5 protein-coding genes and 1 tRNA gene are annotated in these 5,097 nt (G+C 53.3%); 4 read left to right on the forward strand and 2 right to left on the reverse strand.

The window, feature by feature from the left end:
* Positions 1-425 precede the first annotated feature (425 nt).
* The 4 genes from gcvT to GXX57_07885 are packed head-to-tail and all read left to right on the forward strand — an operon-like array spanning position 426 to position 4,702.
* Positions 426-1,487, forward strand: a complete 1,062-nt coding sequence (gene gcvT / locus GXX57_07870) for a glycine cleavage system aminomethyltransferase GcvT (protein ID HHV44567.1) — start codon at positions 426-428, stop codon at positions 1,485-1,487.
* Between the two features lie 13 nt (positions 1,488-1,500).
* Entirely contained in the window at positions 1,501-1,887 is a 387-nt protein-coding gene (gcvH, locus tag GXX57_07875) for a glycine cleavage system protein GcvH (protein HHV44568.1), read from the forward strand.
* Between the two features lie 2 nt (positions 1,888-1,889).
* Positions 1,890-3,245, forward strand: a complete 1,356-nt coding sequence (locus GXX57_07880; protein HHV44569.1) for an aminomethyl-transferring glycine dehydrogenase subunit GcvPA — start codon at positions 1,890-1,892, stop codon at positions 3,243-3,245.
* Complete coding sequence (locus tag GXX57_07885) at positions 3,242-4,702, forward strand: aminomethyl-transferring glycine dehydrogenase subunit GcvPB (protein HHV44570.1); 1,461 nt, start codon at positions 3,242-3,244, stop codon at positions 4,700-4,702. The genes GXX57_07880 and GXX57_07885 overlap by 4 nt, the downstream gene beginning before the upstream one ends.
* Here the strand turns inward: GXX57_07885 and GXX57_07890 are convergent.
* Both GXX57_07890 and GXX57_07895 read right to left on the reverse strand, forming a co-directional pair.
* Positions 4,699-4,863: a small, acid-soluble spore protein, alpha/beta type gene (locus GXX57_07890; protein HHV44571.1), complete on the reverse strand. Its 165-nt coding sequence runs from the start codon at positions 4,861-4,863 to the stop codon at positions 4,699-4,701. The two genes, GXX57_07885 and GXX57_07890, sit on opposite strands and share 4 nt — an antisense overlap.
* A gap of 114 nt (positions 4,864-4,977) precedes the next feature.
* A tRNA-Asn gene (locus GXX57_07895) sits at positions 4,978-5,052 on the reverse strand.
* Positions 5,053-5,097: the final 45 nt, after the last annotated feature.

Consider the following 5,097-nt stretch of genomic DNA (forward strand, 5'->3'; position numbering starts at 1 on the left):
ACCCTACCCTTGAGTTGACTTTCCCCCGTTCCCTGTATAGTATAGAGTTGTAATGCATCGGTAGAGGTATCGGCTTAAGAATCGGCTTATTCTTTCCCAACGGAACTGCAGGCACAGGGTCATTCCGGTGTTTTGCGGTTCCCAGGCTGCTAACCCACACAGCGGACAAAGGGACTTTTCGATGCATATCGCACATTCCTTTTCGGTTGAATATCCAGTAAGTTTCCACGACAGGACGAGTCAAAAAGTACGGAAGCTAAGAATATGGGGCAACGCACTTTGTATACCTGTTGTACATATGAAGAATGCATCATGGCGACGTGGAGGAATATGATTCCGGCCCCGTCACTTGGCATCGGAAAGAAAAACCATCGAGCAAGGTACCTACTGCTTTTTGACGAACTATATACTGGGAGGTGCTATGGTTGAGTAAACAAACTCCGCTGCATGCGGAACACTTGAGACTGGGTGCGAAAATCACCGAATTCGGGGGCTGGTCCATGCCCCTGCAGTACACAGGGATCATTGAGGAACACAATTTCACCCGTACCAGTGCAGGTCTGTTCGATGTCTCCCACATGGGACGCCTCAAGGTCACGGGGAAACAGGCCTTGCCCTTCCTTGAGTATGTCCTGTCCAACAATGTGGCTACCATGCAGGATGGGCAAATCCGGTACACCTTTATCCTGAATGAAAAGGGCGGCGTGGTGGACGACATCCTGATCTACCGGTTAGGTGCCGAAGACTTCCTGCTGGTTACCAATGCCGCAAACCATACCAAAGACGTCCAGTGGTTGAAAGAGCATAACCAACAGGGAGCCATTCTGACGGACCAGACGCAGGAAATGGGACAACTGGCCCTCCAAGGGCCGAAAGCCCAAGAAGTGCTCCAGAGGTTGACGTCCTTCCCCTTGGAGACGATCCGGTTTTACCGCTTTAGTCCCCAAGTAGAAATCGTCGGCGTGCCATGTCTTCTTTCTCGGACTGGATACACCGGGGAAGACGGCTTTGAGATTTACTGCCCGACGGAGCAGCTGCTCATCCTCTGGCAGGAGATTTTGGCCCATGAGGAGGTCCGCCCCATCGGTCTAGGTGCTCGGGATACCCTGCGACTGGAAGCGGGTTTACCCCTCTATGGCCATGAGCTAGGGGAGGATATCACCCCCCTTAGCGTCGGGTTTGGTCGCTTCGTAGATCTCAAAAAAGAGTTCATAGGTAAAGCCGCGTTAGAGGCCCAGCTTAAAACAGGGATCACCACAGAATTGGTGGGTTTGGAGACCATAAAGGGCGTTCCGCGGCATAATTATGATGTATACGATGGGGATAATAAGATCGGCGTGGTGACGTCAGGGACCCATGCCCCCACCCTGAAGAAGAATATTGGGATGGCACTGCTTACCAGCAAGCCTACGGGAGAAATCACAGTTCGGTCGGGCAAAAGGGTCATGACAGCCGCCATCGTACCCCTACCATTTTACAAGCGTTAAGGAGGAAGGAACAATGAGCAATCCAGAGAATCTGTTGTACACTGAAACCCACGAGTGGGTCCGGCAAGAGGGTGACCTGGCCTATATCGGTATCACCGATTACGCCCAGGAATCCTTGGGAGACATCGTCTTCGTGGAACTCCCCGAGACAGAGGTTGAGGTTGCGGCGGGAGATCCCGTCGGTTCTGTGGAGTCGGTGAAGGCTGTATCGGACATCTATTCTCCGATCTCCGGTACCATTGTGAAAGTAAACGAGGAATTGGAACAGGCACCGGAACTCCTTAACGAAGCACCCTGGGACACTTGGATCTTTGCGATTGACCTAAGTAACACCGAGGAACTTTCAGGATTACTCAGTGCCGCGGACTATGAGGCCTTCTGCAAAGAAACGGAGGAATAGCAGTGCATCCCTATCTGCCACATACCCGCCGAGATCGTGAGGCAATGCTGGCTGAGATCGGACTATCGTCGGTGGAGGAGCTCTTCCATTTCATCCCGGAAGAGCTCCGGTTGAACCGGAAGCTCAATCTGCCTCGGGCCTTGTCCGAGCAGGAGCTCTTGACCTATATGCAAGACCTTGGGACGAAAAATCAACGGCCCTTGAGTTTCATCGGTGCCGGAGCCTACGAACACCACATTCCCAGCGTCGTACAACATCTGGTGAGACGTTCCGAATTTTATACATCCTATACACCCTATCAGGCAGAGATAAGCCAGGGAATGCTGCAGTCTATCTTTGAGTATCAGACGATGATCACCCAGATTACAGAGATGGACGTATCCAACGCCTCTTTGTATGACGGAGCCACTGCCACCTGTGAAGCCGCGTTCATGGCGGTAAATGCCACACGGCGGGATAAGATATTAGTGGCCACAACAGTACACCCCCAGACCCGTCAAGTACTACGCACCTACTGTGATACAGTGGGTGTCAAGTTGAAAGAGGTGACCACTAAAGAAGGACTCAGCCTGGGGGAGGCCATTGGTCAGGCGTTAGATAAGGACACCGCTGGGGTCATCGTTCAAAATCCGGACTTTTTCGGCTGTATTCATGATCTTGAGCCCCTGGCAGATTTAGTGCATCGAAACAAGTCGCTTTTGATCGCCAGCGTCGAACCCCTGTCCTTGGCAATTCTCAAAACCCCCGGCCAAGCGGGGGTAGACATTGCGGTGGGCGACGGGCAAAGTCTCGGTAACCCCCTCAGTTTCGGTGGTCCCTCCCTGGGATTTATCGCGGTGAAGGAAGAGCTTCTCCGCCGGATGCCCGGTCGGATCGTGGGACAGACTACGGACAAGGAAGGTCGACGGGGCTTTGTTTTGACCCTGCAGGCAAGGGAGCAGCACATCCGGCGTGAAAAGGCCGCCAGTAACATCTGCTCCAACCAGGCTTTAAATGCACTGACCGCCACCGTGTACCTAGCGGCTTTAGGTAAAGAAGGCTTTGTGGAACTAGCTAACCTCTGTATGTACAAGGCCCATTACGCCAAAGACCTGATCTGCGCCATTCCCGGCTTCAGTCTGATCTTTGAAGAGCCCTTCTTCCTTGAGTTCGCCGTGAATTGTCCGGGAGATCCGGAACAAATCACCAAGCAAGTATTGGAGGAAGCCGGAATTCTGGCCGGTTATTGCCTCAATCGCGATTACCCGCAACTGCCCAAGGGACTGCTCATCGCGGTCACCGAGACCAAGACCAAGGAAGACATCGAACGGCTTGCCGAGGCCCTGGCGAAAGCCACATCGGGAGGCGATACAAAGTGAACTCGCGTAAAGACTATCCTTTGATTTTCGAGCGGAGTAGGGAAGGAAGACGAGCGGTAGACTTGCCGGCCAATGACGTCCCCATGATGGACTTGCCGGAACACCTATGCCGGAAAACACCGGCCCCGCTGCCAGAGGTCTCCCAAGTAGATCTGGTCCGGCATTATACTGGCCTGTCCCGCCGCAATTTTGGCGTGGACAATGGCTTCTATCCTTTGGGTTCCTGTACGATGAAGTACAATCCAAAGATAAACGAAGACATTGCCCAGATCCCCGGTTTTGCTCACATCCATCCCCTGCAGCCTCCCGAGACGGTCCAGGGAGCCCTGCAGGTAATGTATCATTTGGGGGAGATGTTGTCTGAGATCACGGGCATGGATGAATTCACCTTGCAGCCTGCTGCGGGAGCCCACGGGGAGCTTACGGGCCTGATGTTAATCAAGGCCTATCATCAACACCATGGTAACACCCACAAGAATGTGGTTCTCGTTCCCGATTCAGCCCATGGCACTAACCCCGCCAGCGCCGCCATGGCCGGGTTCAAAGTAGTGGAGGTCAAATCCGATTCCCAGGGGTTAGTGGATCTGGAGGATCTGGCGAAAAAGGTCGATGACAATACCGCGGCCCTAATGTTGACAAACCCCAATACCTTGGGTCTTTTCGAGATCCATGTAAAACAACTGGCCGATATAGTCCATGGCAACGGCGGCTTACTATACTATGATGGTGCCAACTTGAACGCCATTATGGGTATTACACGGCCGGGGGACATGGGCTTTGACGTGGTCCACTTGAACCTGCACAAGACCTTCTCCACCCCCCATGGTGGCGGCGGTCCGGGCAGTGGTCCCGTGGGAGTAAAGAAGGAACTGGTCCCCTATCTGCCTGTACCCATCGTGAAAAAGGAAGGCGACACCTATACCTTGGATTATGACCAGCCCTTAAGCATCGGCCGGGTAAAGTCTTTCTATGGCAACTTCGGTGTCTACCTCAAGGCCTACGCCTATATCCTGGCCATGGGCCCCGATGGGTTACGCCAGGCCAGTGAGGATGCGGTGCTCAATGCCAATTACCTACTGCACAAGCTTCAGCAAACCTACGACGTCCCCTACGCCGATTTCTGCATGCATGAGTTTGTCATCAGCGCCACACGACAGAAAGAACAAGGGGCAGCAGCGTTGGATATCGCTAAACGTTTGCTGGATCATGGTTTCCATCCACCCACGATGTACTTCCCCCTGATCGTGAAGGAAGCGCTGATGGTGGAGCCTACGGAAACGGAAAGTAAAGAAACCTTGGACCATTTCGTCGAAGTCATGCTCGCCATTGCCGAAGAGGTAAAAGAAAATCCCGAAATGGTAACCACAGCCCCTCACTATACTGCAGTTTCCCGCTTGGATGAGACTACGGCAGCCCGAAAGCCCATCCTAAAATGGACGGAACAGAGCAAGGGCTAATTGCCCTTGCTCTGCTTAGCCATCTGCTCTTCGGCACGCTTGATGGCTTGCCGAACCAGCAGACCAGCCTGTCTGGTGGTTATTTCCCCCCAATCTCCGTTCTTCACGCGATCGAGAAACCCAAGTTCGTCGGCGAGCTCGTACTTCAAGCGTTCCGACATGATCTTGGCCAAATAACCACCCCGTCTCTAGTTTGAGTCAGAGGGGAAGGAAATACACTGCGCAACTCCTGGAAACAAAAAAGCCACCTTACAAAAGGTGGCTTTTCTAAAAACTGGCTCCCCGGGCTGGACTCGAACCAGCAACCACCCGGTTAACAGCCGGGTGCTCTACCATTGAGCTACCGAGGATTAAATTAGGTCCCGGCGACGACCTACTCTCCCACTGCGTCTCCA

The sequence above is a fragment of the Bacillota bacterium genome (assembly GCA_012839765.1).
In the GTDB taxonomy this organism is placed as follows: domain Bacteria; phylum Bacillota; class Limnochordia; order DUMW01; family DUMW01; genus DUMW01.